Source organism: Bradyrhizobium sp. B025 (genome assembly GCF_042257955.1).
Lineage (GTDB): Bacteria > Pseudomonadota > Alphaproteobacteria > Rhizobiales > Xanthobacteraceae > Bradyrhizobium > Bradyrhizobium diazoefficiens.
In genome coordinates this window covers 1,914,121-1,935,087 of record NZ_CP170150.1, presented here as the reverse complement: position 1 = coordinate 1,935,087, position 20,967 = coordinate 1,914,121, and the positions used below count along the sequence as shown (strand labels likewise).

The 20,967-nt window shown below is 64.9% G+C and carries 19 protein-coding genes; 10 read left to right on the top strand and 9 right to left on the bottom strand.

The window, feature by feature from the left end; genetic code table 11:
• Positions 1-66 precede the first annotated feature (66 nt).
• On the top strand, positions 67-948 hold the full coding sequence (locus ACE10W_RS08955) for a metallophosphoesterase (RefSeq protein ID WP_304551137.1): 882 nt from the start codon (positions 67-69) through the stop codon (positions 946-948).
• 125 nt (positions 949-1,073) lie between these two features.
• Here ACE10W_RS08955 and ACE10W_RS08950 read toward each other — a convergent pair whose 3' ends face one another.
• From ACE10W_RS08950 to ACE10W_RS08940, 3 genes are all read right to left on the bottom strand, one after another.
• A complete protein-coding gene (locus tag ACE10W_RS08950; RefSeq protein WP_027543688.1) occupies positions 1,074-1,628 on the bottom strand; it encodes a hypothetical protein in 555 nt (184 codons plus the stop codon).
• A gap of 188 nt (positions 1,629-1,816) precedes the next feature.
• Positions 1,817-2,026: a hypothetical protein gene (locus tag ACE10W_RS08945; protein WP_018323282.1), complete on the bottom strand. Its 210-nt coding sequence runs from the start codon at positions 2,024-2,026 to the stop codon at positions 1,817-1,819.
• 70 nt (positions 2,027-2,096) lie between these two features.
• Positions 2,097-3,731: an isocitrate lyase gene (locus ACE10W_RS08940; protein WP_304551130.1), complete on the bottom strand. Its 1,635-nt coding sequence runs from the start codon at positions 3,729-3,731 to the stop codon at positions 2,097-2,099.
• 229 nt (positions 3,732-3,960) lie between these two features.
• On the opposite strand from ACE10W_RS08940, the gene ACE10W_RS08935 reads away from it, so the two are divergent.
• Complete coding sequence (locus ACE10W_RS08935; protein ID WP_011085241.1) at positions 3,961-5,406, top strand: short-chain fatty acyl-CoA regulator family protein; 1,446 nt, start codon at positions 3,961-3,963, stop codon at positions 5,404-5,406.
• A gap of 187 nt (positions 5,407-5,593) precedes the next feature.
• Here the strand turns inward: ACE10W_RS08935 and ACE10W_RS08930 are convergent, their stop codons facing one another.
• Positions 5,594-5,887 carry an antibiotic biosynthesis monooxygenase gene (locus ACE10W_RS08930; protein WP_027543691.1) on the bottom strand — a complete coding sequence of 98 codons (294 nt, stop codon included), beginning with the start codon at positions 5,885-5,887 and terminating at the stop codon, positions 5,594-5,596.
• Positions 5,888-6,116: 229 nt separating this feature from the next.
• Here ACE10W_RS08930 and ACE10W_RS08925 point away from each other — a divergent pair, with 229 nt between their 5' ends.
• Both ACE10W_RS08925 and ACE10W_RS08920 read left to right on the top strand, forming a co-directional pair.
• On the top strand, positions 6,117-6,923 hold the full coding sequence (locus tag ACE10W_RS08925) for a hypothetical protein (protein ID WP_060910827.1): 807 nt from the start codon (positions 6,117-6,119) through the stop codon (positions 6,921-6,923).
• A 172-nt stretch (positions 6,924-7,095) separates the two neighbouring features.
• Positions 7,096-7,452 (top strand): hypothetical protein, encoded by a 357-nt coding sequence (locus ACE10W_RS08920; RefSeq protein WP_028175045.1) that lies wholly within the window; start codon positions 7,096-7,098, stop codon positions 7,450-7,452.
• 169 nt (positions 7,453-7,621) lie between these two features.
• On the opposite strand, the gene ACE10W_RS08915 is transcribed toward ACE10W_RS08920, so the two are convergent.
• Positions 7,622-8,263, bottom strand: coding sequence for a tetratricopeptide repeat protein (locus ACE10W_RS08915; RefSeq protein ID WP_028175046.1), 642 nt, complete (start codon positions 8,261-8,263; stop codon positions 7,622-7,624).
• Between the two features lie 137 nt (positions 8,264-8,400).
• The gene (htpX, locus tag ACE10W_RS08910) at positions 8,401-9,372 is read right to left on the bottom strand and encodes a zinc metalloprotease HtpX (RefSeq protein WP_028175047.1); all 972 of its coding nucleotides are present in this window, start codon (positions 9,370-9,372) and stop codon (positions 8,401-8,403) included.
• A 275-nt stretch (positions 9,373-9,647) separates the two neighbouring features.
• On the opposite strand from htpX, the gene ACE10W_RS08905 reads away from it, so the two are divergent.
• The 5 genes from ACE10W_RS08905 to ACE10W_RS08885 all read left to right on the top strand — a co-directional run bounded on the left by ACE10W_RS08905 (position 9,648) and on the right by ACE10W_RS08885 (position 16,468).
• On the top strand, positions 9,648-11,006 hold the full coding sequence (locus tag ACE10W_RS08905; protein WP_304551126.1) for an HlyD family secretion protein: 1,359 nt from the start codon (positions 9,648-9,650) through the stop codon (positions 11,004-11,006).
• Positions 11,006-12,943 carry a glycosyltransferase gene (locus tag ACE10W_RS08900; protein WP_304553711.1) on the top strand — a complete coding sequence of 646 codons (1,938 nt, stop codon included), beginning with the start codon at positions 11,006-11,008 and terminating at the stop codon, positions 12,941-12,943. The genes ACE10W_RS08905 and ACE10W_RS08900 overlap by 1 nt, the downstream gene beginning before the upstream one ends.
• A 123-nt stretch (positions 12,944-13,066) precedes the next feature.
• On the top strand, positions 13,067-14,368 hold the full coding sequence (locus tag ACE10W_RS08895; RefSeq protein WP_304551124.1) for a lytic murein transglycosylase: 1,302 nt from the start codon (positions 13,067-13,069) through the stop codon (positions 14,366-14,368).
• Between the two features lie 313 nt (positions 14,369-14,681).
• Positions 14,682-15,185: a DUF1993 family protein gene (locus tag ACE10W_RS08890; protein WP_011085233.1), complete on the top strand. Its 504-nt coding sequence runs from the start codon at positions 14,682-14,684 to the stop codon at positions 15,183-15,185.
• Positions 15,186-15,364: 179 nt separating this feature from the next.
• Positions 15,365-16,468, top strand: a complete 1,104-nt coding sequence (locus ACE10W_RS08885; RefSeq protein WP_060910824.1) for an alkene reductase — start codon at positions 15,365-15,367, stop codon at positions 16,466-16,468.
• Positions 16,469-16,583: 115 nt separating this feature from the next.
• Here the strand turns inward: ACE10W_RS08885 and ACE10W_RS08880 are convergent, their stop codons facing one another.
• Complete coding sequence (locus ACE10W_RS08880) at positions 16,584-17,327, bottom strand: helix-turn-helix transcriptional regulator (protein ID WP_304551123.1); 744 nt, start codon at positions 17,325-17,327, stop codon at positions 16,584-16,586.
• 267 nt (positions 17,328-17,594) lie between these two features.
• Here ACE10W_RS08880 and ACE10W_RS08875 point away from each other — a divergent pair, with 267 nt between their 5' ends.
• Positions 17,595-18,641 carry an alpha/beta hydrolase gene (locus ACE10W_RS08875; protein WP_304551122.1) on the top strand — a complete coding sequence of 349 codons (1,047 nt, stop codon included), beginning with the start codon at positions 17,595-17,597 and terminating at the stop codon, positions 18,639-18,641.
• Positions 18,642-18,764: 123 nt separating this feature from the next.
• On the opposite strand, the gene ACE10W_RS08870 is transcribed toward ACE10W_RS08875, so the two are convergent.
• A complete protein-coding gene (locus tag ACE10W_RS08870) occupies positions 18,765-20,507 on the bottom strand; it encodes an ABC transporter substrate-binding protein (protein WP_038967390.1) in 1,743 nt (580 codons plus the stop codon).
• Positions 20,508-20,637: 130 nt separating this feature from the next.
• On the bottom strand, positions 20,638-20,967 hold the full coding sequence (locus tag ACE10W_RS08865) for a DUF2160 domain-containing protein (RefSeq protein ID WP_028175055.1): 330 nt from the start codon (positions 20,965-20,967) through the stop codon (positions 20,638-20,640).

Below are 20,967 nucleotides of genomic sequence, written 5' to 3'. Positions count from 1 at the left end.
GCTGCGCTTGCGCAGTCCTCGCGACCTTGCCATTACAGCGGAGCAATAGCGAGGCAATCGCGCGCCATGGCTTCCTTCACGCTCGCCCATCTGTCCGACCCGCATCTGCCGCCTTTGCCGAAGCCGCGGCTGATCGAGCTCGCCGGCAAGCGCGTATTCGGCTACGTCAACTGGACGCGCAACCGCCACAAGTACCAGCGCCGCGAGGTGCTCGACGCACTCGTTGCCGACGTCAAGGCGCAGGCGCCCGACCACATCGCGGTGACGGGCGATCTCGTCAACCTGGCGCTGGACGCGGAGTTCGCGCCGGCGCGCGCCTGGCTCGACGGCGTCGGCCCGCCCGACCGCGTCACCACGATTCCCGGCAACCACGACGCCTATGTCCGTGCCACCTATCATCGCTTCGGCGAGACCTTCGCGCCCTATCTTGCGAGCGACAACGGAAGCGCCGGCTTTCCGGCCCTGCGCCGGCGCGGGCCGCTCGCGCTCATCAGCCTGTCCACGGCGGTGCCGACCCTGCCGCTGATGGCGACGGGCACGCTGGGGCACAATCAGCTCGCAGCGCTCGAACGAGTTCTCGAGCGGCTCGCGACCGAAGACGTCTTCCGCGTGCTGCTGGTGCATCATCCGCTAAAGTCCGATGCGCGCCACAAGCGAATGACGGACGCGGCCGATCTGCTGGCGCTCTTGAAGCGCCACGGTGTCGAGCTGGTCCTGCACGGCCACGACCACATTCATTCGACGATGTGGTTCGAGGGCCCCAACGGCAACATTCCCGCGATCGGCGTGCCGTCGGCGTCCGCGCTCGCACACGGGCGCTACCCGGCGGCGGCGTATAATCTGTTCACGATCGAGAAGGACAATGCCGGCTGGCGCTGCGAGCAGACGGTGCGCGGGCTCGGGTCCGGATTTCAGATCCGAGAGATCAAGCATGCAAGGTTGGTTTGAGGCCACTGTCATTCCGGGGCGCACCGAAAGGCGCGAGCCCGGAATCCATTCAGCCGCATACGCTGTGGCCCGATGGATTCCGGGTTCGCGCTGATGCGCGCCCCGGAATGACGGCGGAGGGAAATTCACCAGCTCCGCAAGGCCGCCAGCACGGCGACGCCGAACAAGGCGGCGGCGCCGAGGATGAAGCCGAACACGAACGGCCAGACGCGCGAGCGCGCCGGCCGCTCCGCGGCCTCCGGCTTCGGCTCGGGCAGGACCACCATCGCATGCTCGCGCTCGATCATGCGGCGGGCGACATAGTCGGTGACGGCCTCGACGATCACGGACGTGTCGTGCGATTCGGCGAGCACGATGCGGCCGAAGCGGGTGTCCTGGACGAAGCGATACATCCGCTTGTCGCGCCCCATCATGATGTGCGCGACGACGTCGATCCAGAGTCTGGGCGTATCGCCCTGGCTGATGCCGCGGTCGAACAGGTCGATCTGCTCGGGCACCTGTGCAAACAGGGGATCGAGCGCGTCGTTGAGGATCTCGAGCCGCGCCACCTCGGCATCGCGCAAATCGACGACGACGCCGGTCCGGTCGGCGGCCTCGATCCGCGCGCGCAGCAGCGCGTCGCGCAGCCGCACCGGGCGCGGCTGGCTGGGATGGGTCCCGCTGGTCTCGGGCTCTGACATTGTCGGCCTCGTCCTCACTTGCCTCCATTAACCTATCAGCAACCACACCTTCCGCAAAGGGTCCACAATTCCAGATACTTACGGCACCCACAGCTGTCTCACCTGTGCCAAAAACAGACGATCCCACCCGGCTTGCGCCGGATGGGACCCTCCGTCCTTGGACGTCTTCTTAGATTTTCAGGCAGCCGTCAGGCCGAGACGCGCGACGGCTCTTCAACGATGGAGAAGCGGACGCCGGCCTTGTGGCGGTTCTCTTCCGAGACCGTACGCCAGGCATCTTCGGCTTCCTTGCGGGTCTTGAACGGCCCCTGCACCTGGGCCGAGCCTTCCACGAGCTTGTGGAAGTTCATCGAGCCGAACTCGCCGCCGATCACCCAGAAATTGCTGCCCTTGGTCATTGTCAGTCTCCTGTTGAGGTGCGTGACCAGTCCGGGCTCCGAGGGGACCCCGGACTGATCAATTCCGCCGTTAGCCGAACTGGTTCATCGTGTTGTGCGCGCCACCCGCCTTCAGGGCGGCCTCGCCGGCGAAGTACTCCTTGTGGTCGTCGCCGATGTCGGAGCCGGCCATGTTCTGATGCTTCACGCAGGCGATGCCCTGACGGATCTCGGCGCGCTGGACGTTCTTGACGTAGCCGAGCATGCCCTGCTCGCCGAAGTACTCCCTGGCCAGATTGTCGGTCGAGAGCGCCGCGGTGTGGTAGGTCGGCAGCGTGATCAGGTGGTGGAAGATGCCAGCACGCTTGGCCGAATCCGCCTGGAAGGTGCGGATGCGCTCGTCGGCTTCCTTCGCCAGCGGCGTGTCGTCATATTCCGCCTTCATCAGCTCGGCGCGGTTGTACTTGCTGACGTCCTTGCCGGCTTCCTTCATCGCGTCGTAGACCTGCCAACGGAAGTTGAGGGTCCAGTTGAACGACGGCGAGTTGTTGTAGGCCAGCTTGGCGTTCGGAACCACCTTGCGGATGCGATCGACCATCTTGGCGATCTGCTCGATGTGCGGCTTCTCGGTCTCGATCCAGAGCAGGTCGGCGCCGTTCTGCAGCGAGGTGATGCAATCCAGCACGCAGCGGTCCTCACCGGTGCCCGGGCGGAACTGGTAGAGGTTGGAGGGCAGCCGCTTCGGACGCATCATCTTGCCGTTGCGGTTGATGATGACGTCGCCGTTGCGGGCGTTCTCCGCGGTGATTTCCTCGCAATCGAGGAAGCTGTTGTACTGGTCGCCGATGTCGCCGGGCTTGTGGCTGACGGCGATCTGCTGCGTCAGGCCGGCGCCGAGCGAGTCGGTGCGGGTCACGACGATGCCGTCTTCGACGCCGAGCTCGAGGAAGGCGTGGCGGCAGGCGCGGATCTTCGCCAGGAAGACGTCATGCGGCACGGTGACCTTGCCGTCCTGGTGACCGCACTGCTTCTCGTCCGACACCTGGTTCTCGATCTGGAGCGCGCAGGCGCCCGCTTCGATCATCTTCTTGGCGAGCAGGTAGGTCGCCTCCGCGTTGCCGAAGCCGGCGTCGATGTCGGCGATGACGGGCACGACATGGGTCTGGAAGCCGTCGATCTTCTCGATCAGTTCCTTCTCGCGGGTCTTGTCGCCTTCCTTGCGCGCCTTGTCGAGGCTGCGGAAGATATCGTTGAGCTCGCGCGAGTCGGCCTGACGCAGGAAGGTGTAGAGCTCTTCGATCAGCGCCGGCACCGAGGTCTTCTCGTGCATCGACTGGTCGGGCAGCGGTCCGAACTCGGAGCGCAGCGCCGCGATCATCCAGCCCGAGAGATACAGGTAGGTGCGATCGGTCCTGCCACCGAAGTGCTTCTTGACCGAGATCAGCTTCTGCTGGGCGATGAAGCCGTGCCAGCAGCCGAGCGACTGGGTGTACTTGGTGGGGTCGTTGTCATAGGCCGCCATGTCGGCCCGCATCAGCGCCGCGGTGTAGCGGGCGACGTCGAGGCCGGTCCTGAAGCGGTTCTGCAGGCGCATGCGCGCGACGGCCTCGGCCGACACCCCGTTCCAGGTCGGCTGGGTCTCGAGGAGCGCCTTCGCTGCATCGATCTCGCTCTGATACGAGGCCGGCGCCTGGAAAGTGCTGATGCCACGGGGCTGGTAGTTCATGTGCCTGATCCTTTCGCTGACGATGGCGATGGCTGGCCATCGACATTCTTGACAGTGCATTGCGAAATGCGTGTCACGACGTAAACGCGAAAACGGAAACTTCGTATAGATGGCTTGTTTTTTATTGGTGATGTCATGTAACATCAGAACATGTAATAGATGTTATTTTGTAAAGTTTGTAAATTATAGGTCAGCGAGACTGTCCTTAATGGCCCTGGAGATCTGAAGAATGCCCGCCGAATCCGGGAAGAAACTGTTCGTCGGTCCGCGCTTCCGGCGGATCCGGCAGCAATTGGGCCTGTCGCAGACCCAGATCGCCGAGGGGCTCGGGATCTCGCCGAGCTACGTCAACCTGATCGAGCGCAACCAGCGCCCGGTGACCGCCCAGATCCTGCTGCGGCTGGCCGAAACCTACGACCTCGACCTGCGCGACCTCGCCACCGCCGACGAGGACCGGTTCTTTGCCGAGCTCAACGAGATCTTCTCCGATCCCCTGTTCCGCCAGATTGACGTACCCAAGCAGGAGCTGCGCGACCTCGCCGAACTCTGTCCCGGCGTCACCCACGCGCTGCAGCGGCTCTACGCGGCCTATACCGAGGCCCGTCAGGGCGAGACGCTGGCAGCCGCGCAAATGGCCGACCGCGACGTCGGCACGCGCTATGAGGCCAATCCGGTCGAACGCGTGCGCGAGCTGATCGAGGCGAACCGCAACTATTTTCCGGAACTCGAACAGGCCGCGGAGACGCTTCGCGACGAGCTGAACGTGCCGGCCGAAGGGCTCTACGCGGCCCTTGCCGCGCGCTTGCGCGAAAAGCATTCGATCCAGACCCGCATCATGCCTGTCGACGTGATGCGCGAGACGCTGAGGCGCTTCGACCGCCACCGCCGCCAGCTCCTGATCTCGGAACTGGTCGACCCGCCCGGCCGCGCGTTCCAGCTCGCCTTCCAGCTCGGCCTTGGCGAATGCGCGCAGCAGCTGGAGACCATCATCAACCGCGCCGGCCCGCTCGACGACGCGCCGCGGCGCCTGTTCCGCATCACGCTCGGCAATTACTTCGCAGCGGCCGTGATGATGCCCTACCCGGCGTTCCTGGCCGCAGCGGAAGCGCTCAACTACGACATCCATGTGCTAGCGCAGCGCTTCAATTCCGGCTTCGAGCAGGTCTGCCACCGCCTCACCACCTTGCAGCGGCCGAACGCGCGCGGCATTCCGTTCTTCCTGCTGCGCGTCGACAATGCCGGCAACGTCTCGAAGCGTTTCTCGTCCGGCACCTTCCCGTTCTCGAAATTCGGCGGCACGTGCCCGCTGTGGAATGTGCACTCGACCTTCGACACGCCGGATCGCCTGCTGAAACAGGTGATCGAGCTCTCCGACGGCACGCGCTATTTCTCGATCGCGCAGATGGTGCGCCGCCCGGTCGCGCCGCACCCGCTGCCGCAGCCGCGCTTCGCCATCGGCCTCGGCTGCGAGATCCGCCACGCCGCGCGCCTCGTCTACGCCGCCGGCATGGACCTGGAGAAGACGGAAGGCACGCCCATCGGCGTCAACTGCCGCCTCTGCGAGCGCGAAAACTGCGCCCAGCGCGCCGAGCCGCCGATCACGCGCACGCTGATCCTGGACGAGACGACGCGGCGGGTGTCGAGTTTCGCGTTCTCGAACGCACGGGAGTTGTGAGGGCGAAGGCTCGCGCTTGGCTTTAGATGCAGCCACAAACTCGCTGTCGTCCTGGCGAAGGCCAGCACCCATAACCACCGAACTATCATGCAAGCGCAGGTGGCGGCCACGCGCCGCAAAACTCCTCCCTGGGGTAATGGGTCCTGGCTTTCGCCAGGACGACATTGGGAGGCAGCGATCCGTCCAACTACGCCAGCGTATGCACGATCACCGGCCCCGCGGCGGCGCGGGCGTCGCCGGCGAGCAGCGGGCCGAGATCCTTCTCGATCCAGGCGATCGCGCGCCGGTTCGCCTCCTCCGCTTGCTCGAACTTGTCGAAGATCGAGATCGCGGTGACCGTGTCGTCGCCGGCATAGACGACGTAATAGGCGCGGAAACCGTCGACGTCGCTGATGATCGGAACGGCGCCGTCCTTGATGCGGCGCGCCAGCTCCTCCGCGCTCCCGCTTTTCGCCTTGGCCTGACGGATGGCGGCATACATGGCTTCCTCCTCCCGGCTATTGATGTGGGGCTTTGTGCCCGGCCTGGATGTTACGCCGAAGCACGGGGCCCGGATACCCTCCTTGGTTAACCCGGCACTAATCCGTCTGCGCGATCTGCAACCAATGGTTAAGCACGCCTCAACATCGCTGCCCTAGTCTCGCCCCACTCACTTTTCGCAAACAACGGTGGCTTATTCTGCCGGGCGAAGTGACATCAGGGGGTTCATCATGCGCATTGCGTTGCTGCTGACCGCAACCATTGTCGGCGCGCTTTTCGCCAGTCCATCCAATGCCGGATCGCTCGATGCATCCGCCGAGGCAGCGCAGGCGCTGCCGCCGGGCTTCCAGAGTTACCGCGGCTACATGTTCGACCTGTCGGAGAATTCCGATCGCAAGGACGTCGACAAGCTCACCGACAATCTGAAGCGCCAGATCGACGTCGTCGAAGGCGCCGGCCTCTCCCCGCGCGTGCTGCGCTTCTTCCATACCGTTCCGATCGTCGCGAGCGAGCTGGCCTGCCTCGACGAAGGCGCCGCGACCGCGTGCTACGGCAGGGTCACGCCGGATATCCAGCGCACCGCTCCCCGGACGCTGACGGTCTGGGACCCCAACAAGCAGCGCTGGACCAATCCGAATGCCATCGACCTCGCCGTCGATTCGGGGCTCGGCGTGATCATGCTGCGGCCGGACATGATGCGGTACGAGAAGGAGGCGGTGCTGCTGCACGAACTGCTGCACGCCTATCACGCGCGCCTGTTGCCGGACGGCTACGCCAACAAGGGCGTGATCGGCTATTATGCCCTGGCCAAGTCCAAGGACCTCCTGCCCAAGGAATCCTATGCGCTGAAGAATCCCATGGAGTTCTTTGCCGTGACCGCCAGCATCTTCCTGGCCGGAAAGAGCGAATTCCACGACCCCAAGTCGCGCGAGACGCTCAAGGAGAAGATGCCGGACTATTACAAATACCTGGTCGGCGTGTTCGGCTTCGACCCCGACCCGACTGCGTCAAGCGGCCCGGTGGCCTCGCTGAAGTGAGGCGGACCTAGCCCATCTGCACCAACCAGGCAAAAAGCCGCGCAAAATGCGCGGCTTTTTTTGTTTTGGGTCCCGGAAGCTGCGGATGACGCCCGGCCGGGAATTGCCAAGGCGGGGCCCGATCTGCATAGTCCCGCCCGCATCGATACTGTTTTCAAGGGGATAGAAGAACATGGCGGACGCCGACCTGGATGTCGTGATCCGGCAACTGGCCAGACAGCTGCATACGGGCCTGATGACCCGCGCCAAGGAGCGGCGGGATCGCTTCAACGGCCTTGCGGCCAAGGCCAAGGGCAAGGAGACCGGCGACCGCTTCAAGATGATGGCCAAGGCCACCATGGAGCAGGCCACCGCCGCCGCCAAGCGCCTCCAGATGTCCGCCGACAACGTCGCCGACAGCTACGCACGATCGATGCGAATCGCGGCCAGCACGCCGATCGCGGCGAAGGTGGAGAAGAAGGCGAAGGAAGAGAAGCCGGCGAAGAAGGCGGCCAAGGCGAAGAAGGCGAAAGCCAAGAAGGCGAAGTAGGCGCGCCCGCGCCCTTCACCTCTCCCCGCTTGCGGGGAGAGGTCGGATCGCCTCGGCGATGCGAAGCATCGTCCGGTGCGATCCGGGTGAGGGGGTACAGGTCTCTCGACAGCCTCATGCGTGGAGAGAGCCCCTCTCCCCGTAAGAACGGAGACGGAGACAACTCCCCTCACCGCCGCGGTGCTGAAACCCGGGTCGGCTCGGCGCTGGCGAGTTCGGCAAGCTTGGCGCGCGCCGCCTCGCGCGTGCGGGCATCCTTGCCGGCGGGAAGCGCGAGAGCGGCTTCGAAATCGGCGCGCGCATCGTCGGCCTGGCCGCGGGCGAGGAACGCCAGGCCACGGTCGAGCCGGGCCTGCGCATCGGAGGGGGCGAGACGGACCGCCGTGTTGTAGCTCAGGATGGCGCGATCGAGATCGCCGGTGGCGGCGAGCGCAAGACCGCGCTGGTGATAGGGCGCGGCGAGCTTGGGATCATGCGCGATCGCCTCGTCGTAATCCGCAATGGCGAGCTCGAGATCGCCGTTCTGCCGGCGCGCCTCCGCGCGGTCGCGATAGAGCGAGGCGCGATTGGGATTGAGGTGAATGGCCTCGTCGAAATCCGCGATCGCCCGCCGCCAGTCGCCGTGGCGCAGCGCGATCCGCCCGCGCCCTTCATAGGCAAAGGCGATCAGAGAACCGCGGAGCGGCGAGAAACCGATCACGGCCGCGCAGATGTCGGGCTCGTCCTCGTCCCCGCAATTGACGACCATATGCGTGGACAGGCCGATCAGCACGCCCAGGACGATCAGCAATGGTACGGCAGCTCTGGTCATCTTCGACGGTGACCGGCGACGGGCCGGCCACGCATCCCCTTTCGAAGGAAGTGTCACGGCGAGGTGTTAGCACCGGCCGGGACGATCCTGTGTGCGCCAGGTCACAAAGCAGCGCGCAAATCCTTGCCGGTTCCGGATTAGCCCCAAGGCCCACGAGAAGGACCTTGCGAAGGACCACGCCAAGGACCGCGCGAAGATGAGCGGCCCCACGGGCTCGCCGGCGGATAGTTCTCGTTGGCGCCGACCGACGGCGCCGCCTGCGCGCCGAGCTCGGCCGCGAGCTGCTGGAGCGCCGCGATGCGGTTCTGCGTCGAGGGATGGGTGGCGAAGAGATTGTCCACGCCGTGGCCCGACAGCGGATTGATGATGAACATGTGCGCGGTCGCGGGATTTCGTTCGGCCTCGAAGTTCGGGACCTGATGTGCGGCGCCCTCGATCTTCACCAGCGCCGAGGCCAGCCACATCGGCTGGCCGACGATGCGCGCACCGAGATTGTCCGCGGCATATTCGCGGGTGCGGCTGATCGCCATCTGCACCAGCATGGCGCCGAGCGGAGCGAGGATCATCATCAGGATCGAGCCGACGATGCCCGGGCCGTTGTTGTTGTCGCGGTGGCCGCCGAAGAACATGCCGAACTGCGCCAGCATCGAGATCGCCCCCGCGATGGTCGCGGTGATCGTCATCAGCAGCGTGTCGTGGTGCTTGATATGCGCAAGCTCATGCGCGATCACGCCGGCGAGCTCCTCGCGGCTGAGCTGGTGCATCAGGCCGGTGGTGACGGCAACGGCGGCGTTCTCGGGATTGCGGCCGGTCGCGAACGCGTTGGGCTGCGCCTCGTCCATCAGGAACACGCGCGGCATCGGCAAGCCCGCGCGGCCCGCAAGCTCGGCGACGAGACCGACCAGTTCCGGCGCGGTCGAACGGTCGACCTGATGGGCGCCGTACATCGAGAGCACCATGCGGTCGGAGTTCCAATAGGTGAAGAGATTGGTCGCCGCGGCAATGACGAGCGCGATCATGGCGCCGGAGGCACCGCCGATCAGATAGCCCACGCCCATGAACAGGGCGGTGAGGCCTGCGAGCAGCATTGCGGTACGAAGATAGTTCATGGCCGTCTCCTGAACCGGCCGCGGGCGAGCCTCCAGCCGGCGTCTTCGAAGTATGAATGCCGCCGGGCAACGCAAGGGTTCACGCGGCGCGGAGCCGCAGATCCAAAGCCGCGCGGCCAGCCTTTCCCCAGTCGCTAAAGCTTGCACAAAAACACGCGCGAACGCTTAGCAACCTGGAAAGCCCAGCCTCGGCTAAATCTGCGGTAGCGGGGCACACCGCACGGTTGTTGCGCATTGACCGGTTCCGTGGGCTCCCCGTCAACAAGGTGACCGTCATGGTAGACCGCTCACGCGCCGCTTCCATCGACCCCGCGTCCACTCCTTCCCCTCACGAGACCAAGAGTGAGACCAAGACCGACGCGAAGGGATTACAGGACGCGCTGCACGAGCAGCTGTTCGCCGATGACGAAACCGGCCACGCATCCGAGGCGCAGACGGCGCCGGAACCAGGGCCGCGCTGGCCGCATCTGCGACGCGGCGCCAAGATCGCCATTGGACTTGCCATCGTCGCCGTGTTCGGCTGGCTGCCGCTGCGTGCGATCTGGGAGAACTCGAGCGTCGAGGCGGTGCTGAATTCTCGTCTCGTCACCCTGCGCACGCCGATCGGCGGCCGCGTGGTCGCCGCCCAGCCCATCACCGATCAGGCCAGGCTTGGTGCCGGAACCGTGCTCCTGCGCATCGTGAACTCGCGCGGGGATCGCACCCGGCTCGACGATCTCCGGCGGCAGAAATCGCGCCTGGAGAACGAGCGGCCCAGTCTCGCCACCAAGCTTGCCGCGGCCCAGGCAGCCCAAAAGGATCTGGCGCGGCAGGCCGCTCAATTCCGCGAGGGACGCATGCTTCAGCTCGAGGCCCGCATCGCCGAGATCCAGACCTCGATCGAGGCCGCGGCAGCGCGGCGGGACGAAGCCAGCGCCGCCGTCGAGCGCGCATCCTCACTCGCGAAGTCCGGCAATGTCTCGACGGTCGAGCTGGCGCGGCTGACGCGCGAGCTTTCCGTGGCACAGCAAACCGAGCTCGGTGCGCGCAAGCGGCTGGATGCTGCAAAGGTCGAGCTCACGGCGGCACAGAACGGCACGTTCCTCGGCGACAGCTACAACGACCGCCCGAGCTCGGTGCAGCGCGAGGAGGAGATGCGTCAGCGCGCCGGCGATCTCGAGGCCGATCTCGCGCGCACCGACACCGAGATCGCCTGGCTCGCCAACGAGATCATCATCGAGGAGGTCCACTTCGCCGATCTGTCCGAAGCCAACATCACGACACCCGTTGCGGGCCGCGTCTGGGAGATGATGACCTCGCCGGGCGAGGACGTGCAGGCCGGCCAACCCCTGCTCAAGATCCTCGATTGCAGCGGCGCCGTCATCACGGCCAATGTCACCGAGAGCGTCTACAATCGCCTGCAGCTCGGCGACCGCGCCAGCTTCGAGCCGAATGACGGCGGCGAGCCGATCTCCGGCACCGTGGTCAATCTGACCGGCGCCGCCGGCGCACCCGCCAATCTCGCCATCAATCCGGATGCGCTCAGCAAGGAGCCCTATCGCGTGACCGTGGCGCCTGGCGATGCCGCTGCCCACGCCTGCACCGTGGGGCGCACCGGCCGCGTTGTGTTTGCCCGGCGCGAGACCGCACCGTGATGACGGCGTTGACGCCAGGCCTGATCACGCTCGGCGCCTTCATGGCGGTCGTGCCGCTGCTCCGGCGCGACAGCACGATGGCGCGCTCGCTCCTGGCGGTCGTGTCGCTGGTGTTCCTGCTCCGCTATCTCTATTGGCGGGTCACCGCGACACTCCCGCCACCGCATCTGACGGCGGACGCCATGATCGGTTATCCCTTCATGCTGCTGGAGGCGGCCTCGCTCGTCGCGGTCGCATTGTCCCTGCTGTTTCTGAGCCGGACCATCGACCGCACAGGTGCGGCCAGGATAGACGGCCGAGCCATCGATCCACACGCGCCGCTGATCGACGTCTTGATCTGCACTTACAACGAGGAACGATCCATCCTCGAGCGCACGATCATCGGCGCGACCGGTATGGAGTACGGCAATTATCGCGTCTGGGTGCTCGACGACGGAAGGCGCCCCTGGCTGCGGCGCCTCGCGAGCGAACTCGGCTGCCATTATCTCGCGCGGCCCGACAACCACCACGCCAAGGCAGGCAACATCAACCATGCACTCAAGCACGTCGGCGCCCTGCCGGAACGACCGGATTTCGTGGCCATTCTCGACGCGGACTTCGTGCCGCGGCCCGACTTCCTCGCGCGCACTATCTCCCTCATGGACGACGCTTCGGTCGCCGTGGTGCAGACGCCGCAGCACTTCATCAATCCCGACCCGATCCAGACCAACCTCGCTGCAACCGATGTATGGCCCGACGAGCAGCGCTTCTTCTTCGACATCCTTCTGCCGGCGAAGGACGCCTGGGGCGTCGCCTTCTGTTGCGGCACCTCATCGCTCATTCGCTACGCCGGGCTGGTGCAGATCGGCGGCTTTCCAACCGACTCCGTCACGGAAGACTACCTCGTCACCCTTCGCCTGAAGGAGCGCGGCTTCAACACCATCTATCTCAACGAACGATTGACGATCGGACTCGCGCCCGAGGGGCTGAAGGAATACATCACCCAGCGTGCGCGCTGGTGCCTCGGCCTGATGCAAATCGTGCGCGGCCGCAGCGGACCGTTCTCGCAGGACTCGAAGCTGTCCTTTATCGACCGGCTCTCGCTGGTCGATGCCTTCATGAGCTGGTCTGCGGTCTACACGTCGAAGGTCGCGGGACTGATGGTGCCCTGGCTGTTCCTGCTGTTCGGCATCAAGGCGGTGCAGGCCGATCTCACCGAGCTGTTGCGCTTCTTCCTGCCGTTCTACGTCTGGCACGGACTCAGCATGGCCTGGCTGTCGCACGGCCGTTCGCTCGCCATGATGTCGGACGTCTCGCAACTCATCGCCGCGCCCGCGGTGCTGAAGGCGGTGGCAGCCGGCCTGTTGAAGCCGAAGGGACACAAATTCAAGGTCACGGCGAAGGGCGGCGACCGCGACAGGAGATTTGTCGAATGGCCGCTGCTGCGGATCTATGGCTGCGCGCTTCTCATCACGCTGGCGGCCATTGCCTATGCCTTCATCCTGCACCTGCGCGGCGAGAACATCGCCTATGGCGGACTGGCCCTGGCCTGGAGCCTCTACAACGCGCTCATCCTCACCGTGGTCTGCTTCGTCTGCATCGAGCAGCCACGCAAGCGCAAGGCGGAGCGCTTCGATCGCAATGAGCCGATCCTGTTGCGTCAGGACGGCAAGTGGCATCTGGCGCGGCTCGCCGATATTTCCATTACCGGCGCCCGGCTGATCGATCCCGATCCGCCGGCACCCGGCAGCACGATCGACTGCCGCATCTATGGCCGCTCGATCGCGGCCGTCGTTGTGCGACGAACCACGGACGGATTCGCGGTGCGGTTCGAGGAAGGCATGGATACGCGCGTGCATGCGATCCGGGCGTTCTATGCCGGCGAGTATGTCCGCGCCTATCAGGGCGTCAGGGCGCTTCCGGTCGGAAAAGCGCTGCTGATGCGTCTGTTCGGCTAGGCTGGCGCGGCATCCGCTCCCTCGCATTCCGCTTATTGGCATGGCATGGAAAGGATGGCCTGAGGCCGTCACTTCACCTAGACTTCAAGCGAATCCACGCCTTCCCTCCCCGCCGGAACCCCAATGGTCCAGACCCGATTTGCGATCGCAACCGTCGCGCTCCTCGCATGCTCCGCCACTGCCTCCGCCCAGTTCGCGCCGCCGCCCGCAAGGCCTGCGGCGCCCAAGGCCACCGCGCCCTCGCCGCGCGCGGCCTCGTGCCACAATGGGGCGAGCTTCGATCGCTTCCTGGCCGACGTGAAACAGCAGGCGGTGGCCGCCGGCGTATCGCAGCGGACGATCTCGGAGGCTTCGCCCTACCTCGTCTACGACCAGGGCATCGTCAACCGCGACCGCGGCCAGCGCGTGTTCGGCCAGCTCTTCACCGAGTTCGCCGGCCGCATGGCCGCGCCCTATCGCATGCAGAACGGCCAGCAGCACATCAAGGCCCACGCAGCTGCCTTCGCGCGCGCCGAAAAGGAATATGGCGTGCCGCCGGCGGTCATCGCCGCGTTCTGGGGCCTGGAGAGCGACTTCGGCGCCAACATGGGCAACCTGCCGACGCTGAAATCGCTGGTGTCGCTCGCCTATGACTGCCGCCGCTCGGAGATGTTCGTGAACGAGACCATCGCCGCGCTGAAGATCATCGACCGCGGCGATCTCACAGCCGACGAGATGATCGGCTCCTGGGCCGGCGAGCTCGGACAGACGCAGTTCCTGCCCGTGCATTACGTCAACTACGCCGTCGACTATGACGGCGACGGACGGCGCGATCTCCTGCGCAGCGAGCCCGACGTGATCGGCTCGACCGCGAACTACATCGCCAACGGCTTGAAGTGGCGGCGCGGCGAGCCATGGCTGGAGGAGATCAAGGTGCCGCAGAACCTGCCGTGGGAGCAGACCGATCTCACCGTGCAGCAGCCGCGCTCGAAATGGGCGCAGCTAGGCGTGACCTATCCCGACGGACGGCCGCTGCCGAACGACAATCTCGCGGCGTCCGTGCTGCTGCCGATGGGGCGCTCCGGGCCGGCTTTCATGGCGTATGCGAATTTCGCCGCCTATACCGAGTGGAATAACTCGCTGATCTACTCGACCACCGCGGGCTATCTCGCCACCCGCATCGCGGGCGCCGCGCCGATGCGCAAGCCGGCGGCGCCGGTCGCGCAGCTGCCATTCAATGAGCTCAAGCAATTGCAGCAGCTACTGGTCCAGGCCGGCTTCAATGTCGGCAAGGTCGACGGCGTGCTCGGCCAGCAGAGCCGCGCCGCCGTGAAGGCGATGCAGATCAAATACGGCCTGCCGGCCGATTCCTGGCCGACCGCGGAGCTGCTCGCGCGCATGCGCGGCAGCACGGCGCAGGCGCAGCCAGTGGGGGTGGTGCGGTAGCCCCTGCGCGCCCTCATGCCCTTGAGAGCAAAATCATCGCATATGGCAGCGAGAGTTCGCCGGAAGAGCTCGGCCTGCATGGTTCGAGACGCCCGCTTTGGCGGGCTCCTCACCATGAGGGTCTAATCTTTCGCCGCAGAACGTGACCTCATCCTGAGAGCCCGCCATAGGCGGGCGTCTCGAAGGATGGGCCGCGGGCACTAGAATTTTCGCACCGCAAAAGCGGCTCCTGCGATTGTATTTTTCCATGACGTTCCCATGTGAGTGGATCAGGTTTTCTCCTGAGATTCCTCACCATTGAAGCGAGCATCACATGTCCTTCTACGACGCCGTCGTCCCCGCCTATTTGCAGATGCTGAACAGCCTCACCGGCCTGCTCACGAAAGCCGAGGCGCATTGCGCGGCCAAGAAGGTCGACCCGAGCGTCCTGCTCGGCTCCCGCCTGTTTCCGGACATGCTGCCGCTGTCGAAGCAGATCCAGCTCGTCAGCGACTTCGCCGCCAAGGGCTGCGCGCGGCTGACCCATAGCGAGGTGCCCTCGACGCCCGACACGGAAAAGACGTTTGAGGAGCTGAAGCAGCGGCTGGCCAAGACGATCGACTACGTCAAGTCGTTCAAGCCCGCGCAGTTCGAGGGCGCCGACACCAAGGACGTCACCTTCCCGGCCGGCCCCGACAAATCCATCACCATGAAGGGCCAGCAATTCCTCAGCGCGTTCTCGCTGCCGAACTTCTATTTCCACGCCACGACCGCGCACGGCATCCTGCGCCACAACGGCGTCGAGATCGGCAAGCGCGATTTCCTCGGCGCGAGCTGATTTGCGAAATCGCACGGCCGCGATAGCCGAAATCCGCTGTCGCGGCCAAGATTGCACATGGATTATGCTACGCGGGCGTTGCCGCGTAGCTCGCCTGCACTTTCCGTATGGCTCCTCCCTTGCGCTGATTGCCGCGATGCACAAGTGTTCCGGACCTCTCACCGCCTGGAAGCACTCCCATGAGCCGTTCGACCAAATTGTTTGAGACCTACAAGCTCGGCCCGATCACGCTGGCCAACCGCCTCGTCATGGCGCCGCTGACGCGCAACCGCGCCGTTCCCGGCACGTTCGTCCCCGGTGCGCTCGCCGCCGACTATTACGGCCAGCGTGCGTCCGCGGGCCTCCTGATCACCGAAGCGAGCCAGGTTTCGCAGCAGGGCCAGGGCTACCAGGACACCCCCGGCATCTACTCCAAGGATCAGGTCGCCGGCTGGCGCAAGGTCACCGACAAGGTCCATGAGCGCGGCGGCAAGATCTTCATCCAGCTCTGGCATGTCGGCCGCATCTCGCATGTCGCGCTGCAGGCGAATGGCGCAGCGCCGGTTGCGCCGAGCGCGATCCGCGCCAAGGGCAAGACCTTCGTCAACGGCACCTTTGCCGACGTCTCCGAGCCGCGCGCGCTCGAGCTCTCCGAAATTCCGGGGATCATCGACGACTTCAAGCGCGCCACGAAGAATGCGCTGGAGGCCGGCTTCGACGGCGTCGAGATTCACGGCGCCAACGGCTACCTGCTCGACCAGTTCGCCAAGGACGGCGCCAACAAGCGCACCGACGCTTACGGCGGCTCCATCGAGAACCGCGCGCGGCTGATGCTCGAGGTCTCCAGGGCGGTTGCCGCCGAGGCCGGCACTGAGCGCACCGGCATCCGCATCTCGCCGGTGACGCCCGCCAACGACGTCTCCGACAGCAATCCGCAAGCCTTGTTCGATCACATCGTCGACGGCCTCAGCGCGCTGAAGCTGGTCTATCTCCACGTCGTCGAGGGCGCCACCGGCGGGCCGCGCGACTTCGCACCGTTCGACTATGCGTCCTTGCGCAAGCGCTTCTCCGGCGCCTACGTCGCCAACAACGGCTACGACTTCGATCTGGCGACCAAGGTGCTGGACGCGAACGCGGCCGATCTCATCGCCTTCGGCAAGCCGTTCATCTCCAACCCCGACCTTGTGGAGCGGCTGAAGCAGGGCGCAGCGCTGAACGACTGGGACAAGAACACGTTCTACGGCGGCAGCGCGAAGGGGTACACGGATTACCCGACGCTCGAAGCGGCGGAAGCGGCGCAGTAGAGGCTGCGCGCCTTCCACGCCATCATTGTGCGCGAAGCGACGACACGATCCAGACCGGCTCGGTGGAGATCGAGCTGGATCGGCGTCGCGTCCGCCGCGGGCCGCGGAAACGGCGTCACCGACCCTCGCGGTGGATACGCGCGATGAGAGTCGCCCGATTGGGCGTCTGTAGCTTCTCGAAAACATGATCGAGGTGTGAGCGGACGGTCCAGTAGCTGATCCCCAGCTTCCGGGCGATGATGCCGTCCGTCAGGCCGTCGGCGACCAGACCGACGATCTGGTTCTCCCGATCCGTTAGTTGCGGCAGGCGGTGGCCTGCTGCCGTGCTGGTGCTGTGCACGTCCTTGGTCGCGCGCAGGAGGATCGGCTGCAGCAAGGTCAGCAGCGCCACTTCGCGAGATCCGACGGGGGCCCGGCCGGGAGCACGCCAGAAGCGAAAGTCGCCGACACTTGTGTCACCGTCGTAGAGGTGGAGATCGATACCATCCGTCGTCTGGTGGACGCGCAGGAATTCATTGAAATATCGCGTGCGCTCGAGCTCGGTTCGGTTGATGACCGAATAGATCGGGGTCGGCCCGCGACGGGAGCGCAGCCGTGGCGAAATCGGATCGCAACGCTGAAACTCCTCGACATAGGCGCGCGCCATCTCCACTCCGCGTCCGGAGCATGCCGGATTCTCGTAGCGGCCGGTTCGCTGATTCCACCGCGTCGTTCCAATGAAATCCATCGCCAGCAGGCGCTTTAAATCCGCAGCGAGATCCGGCATGGCCAAAAGCCAATCGGGTCGCAGGGGCTGCAGAAGCCCTTCGCCGACGCGTTTCAGCAGCGTCACTTCGCGCGCAGAAAGTGAAATCGCCATCACCACCCCATGCCATCATCGTGAAGCCGGGCATCCCAGAAAACAGGGATAGGCGACCGATACCTTGGAACATAGGGTTCAACCCGTCAAGCACAGGCAATTTCGCGAACATCCGCGTGCCTGACGGGTGCGCCTTGCACGTGGGGTCGCATGCAGAGCGTACGCCTCTGCTGCGCAGGCCCCCGATGAGACGCGCGCTCTTCAAGAGCGAAGCGCCGGAGATGTGAACGGCGAAGTCTGTAGCAGCCGGGTCGAAGGGAAAATCTCATGACGAGTTCTAGGCAGTTTGCTTTCGGCCGGTCCGGCCATTTGAACGACGATGACGTACGATGGGACGACGATGGCGCCGGATGGGGAGGCGAAAGTCACCGGTTCGATTTCCGTGGCCACGAAGACCACCATGCCATTCACAAGGACCTGGTTCTGTCGGTCGCTCCGACGGCGACGTCCGGCGATTTCAACATGCACGCAGTGCTGGATTCGCCCGGGTCGACCGAGGGCCGGCCGCTGATGATCCTGCTGCCCGGCTTCTCGTATGACCACACCTATTGGGATCCCCCGGTCGGCAACGGAAAATATTCGTTCGTCGATGCGGCCAATGACGCCGGGTACGCGACCTTGAATCTCGATCGGCTGGGGACGGGAACGAGCGACAAACCGCCCGCCGATCTGACAACGATCCAGGATCAGGCCGACGAGCTGCATCAGATCATTCAGTCCATCAAGAGTGGCGCCCTGAGCAGCTACGGGTTCTCCAAGATCGTCCTGGTCGGTCACTCCCTGGGTTCAGGCATCGCGCAAACCGAGGCCGGCACATACCACGATGCCGACGCGCTCGTGCTCACGGGCTTTCGGCACGAGGTCAACCCGGCCGGCGCCGGCGAGTTCGCCAACGCCATTCACCCGGCCGCCGGCCAGCCCGACGGGTACCTGACCTTCGGCGATCGAAGCTTCCTGTTTGACAGCAACAACACCTCGCCCAAGATCCTTGCCTGGGATGCCTCGCATATCGGCACGGGCACGGCCGCCGAACTGAACTTCGCATTTGCGCTCGATCCGGCGCGCTCGGTGGGAATCACAGCGCCGGTGCTCGAAGTCGTCGGCGATCACGACCTGCTGTTTCAGACCGATCCCTCAACCTTTGCGGCAGAACGCGCCTTCTATCCCAACTCGTCCGACTTCGAACAACTCGTGGTCAAGAATGCCGGGCACGACGTCACGCTGTCGCAGAATGCGCACCAGACCTTCGCGCAGATCATCGACTTCGTGGAGAAGGTGGCGCCGGTCAATCACCATCACGATTTCCTGGTGTGATCGCCGGTCCGACGGCGCCAATCCTGACACGTAGGCAGGCTCTTTCGTCCAGCGCGTCGGTGCGCGCGCAAAGAAAAAGGCCGGGATTGCTCCCGGCCTTTGGTCGTCGTGATGAGGCGTAGCTTACTGCAGCGAGGCGCGCTTGGGCGGGGTGGCCGGCCACGACTTGATCAGCGTGTCGTAGTCGACCGTCTCGCCCTTCGGCTTCTCGTTGGCGAGCTTGCGCTGCGGAGCGATGGTGCCGTCCTTCTGGGCCTTGGCGAACCAGTATTCGGCCGACTCCTTCTTGTGCAGCTTCGGACCGCAGGCGCCCTGCACGCCGGACTTCTCCAGGCGCTCCATCACGGAGTCCTGGGCAGCGGCCAGCGCGTCCATTGCGGCTTGCGGCGTCTTCGCACCGGACGACGCATCGCCGATGTTCTGCCACCACAGCTGTGCCAGCTTCGGATAGTCGGGCACGTTGTTGCCGGTCGGGGTCCACTGCACGCGCGCCGGCGAGCGGTAGAACTCGATCAGGCCGCCGAGCTTCGGCGCACGCTCGGTGAACGACTTGTCCCAGATGTCGGATTCACGGATGAAGGTGAGACCGACATGGCTCTTCTTCAGCGACACCGTCTTGGAGACGATGAACTGGAGATACAGCCAGGCCGCCTTGCGGCGATCCGCCGGGGTCGACTTCAGAAGCGTGAGCGAGCCCGCGTCCTGATAGCCGAGCTTCATGCCTTCCTTCCAGTACGAACCGTGCGGCGACGGAGCCATGCGCCACTTCGGCGTACCGTCCGCGTTCATCACGGCGATGCCCGGCTTCACCATGTCGGCGGTGAAGGCGGTGTACCAGAACATCTGCTGGGCGATGTTGCCCTGCGCCGGCACCGGACCCGATTCGGAGAAGGTCATGCCCTGGGCCTGCGGCGGCGCGTACTTCTTCATCCACTCGAGGTACTTCGTGATCGAGTAGACCGCGGCCGGACCGTTGGTGTCGCCACCACGCTCGACCGAGGAGCCGACCGGACGGCAACCTTCCATGCGGATGCCCCACTCGTCCACCGGCAGGCCGTTCGGAATGCCCTTGTCGCCGTTACCGGCCATCGACAGCCAGGCGTCGGTGAAACGCCAGCCGAGCGACGGGTCCTTCTTGCCATAGTCCATATGGCCGTAGACCTTGACGCCGTTGATCTCCTTGATGTCGTTGGTGAAGAACTCGGCGATGTCCTCATAGGCGGACCAGTTCACGGGCACGCCGAGCTCGTAGCCGTACTTGGCCTTGAACTTGGCCTTGTAGTCGGGGTTGGTGAACCAGTCGTAGCGGAACCAGTAGAGGTTGGCGAACTGCTGGTCGGGCAGCTGGTAGAGCTTGCCGTCCGGCGCCGTGCCGAACGACTTGCCGATGAAGTCGTTGACGTCGAGCATGGGGTCGGTGACGTCCTTGCCCTCACCGGTCATGTAGTCCGACAGCGCGATGGTCTGGCCGTAGCGGAAGTGCGTGCCGATCAGGTCGGAATCGTTGATCCAGCCGTCATAGACGTTCTTGCCGGACTGCATCTGGGTCTGCAGCTTCTCGACGACGTCACCTTCCTGGATGATGTCGTGCTTGAGCTTGATACCCGTCAGCTCGGAGAACGCCTTGGCGAGCGTCTGCGACTCGTATTCGTGGGTCGCGATGGTTTCCGAGACGACGTTGATCTCCATGCCCTTGAAGGGCTCGGCGGCCTTGGCGAACCACTCCAGCTCCTTCTTCTGGTCGTCCTTCGACAGCGTCGAGGGCTGGAATTCCGCAATCCACTTCTGGATCGCGGCGTCGTCGGCAGCACGAACCGGCGTCGAGACGGTGAACGACACCGCCAGAAGCGCAGCAGTGCTGGACATGGTCAGAAAACTGCTCTTGGTCAATGGACCTTTCCTTCTCCTAAACTGTCGCATGTTGTTCCTCCGTTGCAGCGACAAAATTTTATACAGGCCCGGGTTGCCCCCGGATCTGGCCGTCCCTTCGCGAGCTTCAGACCGTGCGGAAAATGAGCACGGCCGTGGCCAGCGAAATTCCACTTGCGAGCCACAGGCTCGAAATCTCAAAACCATCCTCGCCGATCGGCAGCGTCGCGAGCGCGTCGGTGCCGACGAGGCCGATCCACACGAGATGGATGACGGCGGCCGCAATCAGCGAGATGAACAGGCGGTCGCCGCGCGTGGTCGGAATACTGAGCACGCCGACGCGCTCGGCCTCGGGATAGACCGCGGCGAGGTACGTCATGACCGCGAGGGTGCAGGCGAGCGCCGCGAAGAAGATCGCGGTCGGCAGCGTCCAGGCCATCCATGCAATAGATTCCAT

What these genes read in the sequence shown, in the direction of transcription:
- ACE10W_RS08920 (WP_028175045.1), top strand. Translation starts at nt 7,096, where the DNA reads ATGGCGGACGCCGACCTGGATGTCGTGATCCGGCAACTGGCCAGACAG.
- htpX (WP_028175047.1), bottom strand. Translation starts at nt 9,372, where the DNA reads ATGAACTATCTTCGTACCGCAATGCTGCTCGCAGGCCTCACCGCCCTG.
- ACE10W_RS08875 (WP_304551122.1), top strand. Translation starts at nt 17,595, where the DNA reads ATGACGAGTTCTAGGCAGTTTGCTTTCGGCCGGTCCGGCCATTTGAAC.
- ACE10W_RS08955 (WP_304551137.1), top strand. Translation starts at nt 67, where the DNA reads ATGGCTTCCTTCACGCTCGCCCATCTGTCCGACCCGCATCTGCCGCCT.
- ACE10W_RS08925 (WP_060910827.1), top strand. Translation starts at nt 6,117, where the DNA reads ATGCGCATTGCGTTGCTGCTGACCGCAACCATTGTCGGCGCGCTTTTC.
- ACE10W_RS08940 (WP_304551130.1), bottom strand. Translation starts at nt 3,731, where the DNA reads ATGAACTACCAGCCCCGTGGCATCAGCACTTTCCAGGCGCCGGCCTCG.
- ACE10W_RS08895 (WP_304551124.1), top strand. Translation starts at nt 13,067, where the DNA reads ATGGTCCAGACCCGATTTGCGATCGCAACCGTCGCGCTCCTCGCATGC.
- ACE10W_RS08945 (WP_018323282.1), bottom strand. Translation starts at nt 2,026, where the DNA reads ATGACCAAGGGCAGCAATTTCTGGGTGATCGGCGGCGAGTTCGGCTCG.
- ACE10W_RS08905 (WP_304551126.1), top strand. Translation starts at nt 9,648, where the DNA reads ATGGTAGACCGCTCACGCGCCGCTTCCATCGACCCCGCGTCCACTCCT.
- ACE10W_RS08950 (WP_027543688.1), bottom strand. Translation starts at nt 1,628, where the DNA reads ATGTCAGAGCCCGAGACCAGCGGGACCCATCCCAGCCAGCCGCGCCCG.
- ACE10W_RS08865 (WP_028175055.1), bottom strand. Translation starts at nt 20,967, where the DNA reads ATGGAATCTATTGCATGGATGGCCTGGACGCTGCCGACCGCGATCTTC.
- ACE10W_RS08930 (WP_027543691.1), bottom strand. Translation starts at nt 5,887, where the DNA reads ATGTATGCCGCCATCCGTCAGGCCAAGGCGAAAAGCGGGAGCGCGGAG.
- ACE10W_RS08890 (WP_011085233.1), top strand. Translation starts at nt 14,682, where the DNA reads ATGTCCTTCTACGACGCCGTCGTCCCCGCCTATTTGCAGATGCTGAAC.
- ACE10W_RS08915 (WP_028175046.1), bottom strand. Translation starts at nt 8,263, where the DNA reads ATGACCAGAGCTGCCGTACCATTGCTGATCGTCCTGGGCGTGCTGATC.
- ACE10W_RS08935 (WP_011085241.1), top strand. Translation starts at nt 3,961, where the DNA reads ATGCCCGCCGAATCCGGGAAGAAACTGTTCGTCGGTCCGCGCTTCCGG.
- ACE10W_RS08880 (WP_304551123.1), bottom strand. Translation starts at nt 17,327, where the DNA reads ATGGCGATTTCACTTTCTGCGCGCGAAGTGACGCTGCTGAAACGCGTC.
- ACE10W_RS08885 (WP_060910824.1), top strand. Translation starts at nt 15,365, where the DNA reads ATGAGCCGTTCGACCAAATTGTTTGAGACCTACAAGCTCGGCCCGATC.
- ACE10W_RS08900 (WP_304553711.1), top strand. Translation starts at nt 11,006, where the DNA reads ATGACGGCGTTGACGCCAGGCCTGATCACGCTCGGCGCCTTCATGGCG.
- ACE10W_RS08870 (WP_038967390.1), bottom strand. Translation starts at nt 20,507, where the DNA reads ATGTCCAGCACTGCTGCGCTTCTGGCGGTGTCGTTCACCGTCTCGACG.